We start from the raw sequence: 476 nt of genomic DNA, 5'->3' as shown, positions 1-476 counted from the left end.
GATGCCGGCGCCGTCACGCTGCGGGGCGGTTGGGTAGCTGGTCGAACCAGTGACGCCCTTGTTGGGGTTGGTGATCGCCGCACGAACGCCGACTTTGCAACTGATCTGGCCGGTGGATTTCATCCCCGCCCTGAAGCCGGTGATGCCATCAGCGGCCACGACCTGGGTAGTCACGGCATTGGAGTCGGTGGAGTCGTCGTTGGCGCCTCGGCGGGCGCTGACATTCACCAGCTTCTGTTCGATTTCCAAGAGGCGGGCGCCGAACTCGGTTTGCTTCTCGGCTGAGGAAGATTTGAAGTCGGCGATCTGGGTGCCGATGTTTTTGAGGGTTGAATTCAGCTCGGTCATGTCCTGCTGATAGGGGTCTGGCATGGGTATCTCCGGGGTGTCTAAGTAATGCCATCTACCCTATGCGCGCACGCACACCCCGGTCAGCGGTTAACTTCGACGTCCTCAGTCGGTATCCGTCGCAAAGC

At 60.5% G+C, this 476-nt stretch carries 1 pseudogene; it reads right to left on the bottom strand.

From position 1 onward, the window contains the following. Positions 1-372 (bottom strand): annotated as a pseudogene (locus HU766_RS26605) (phage major capsid protein); the annotation flags it as partial. Positions 373-476: the final 104 nt, after the last annotated feature.

Source organism: Pseudomonas sp. SWRI77, from assembly GCF_014269105.1.
GTDB classification, from domain to species: Bacteria; Pseudomonadota; Gammaproteobacteria; order Pseudomonadales; family Pseudomonadaceae; genus Aquipseudomonas; species Aquipseudomonas capeferrum.
Note: the sequence above shows the minus strand (reverse complement) of the source record. Positions and strands in the feature narration are given on the sequence as shown.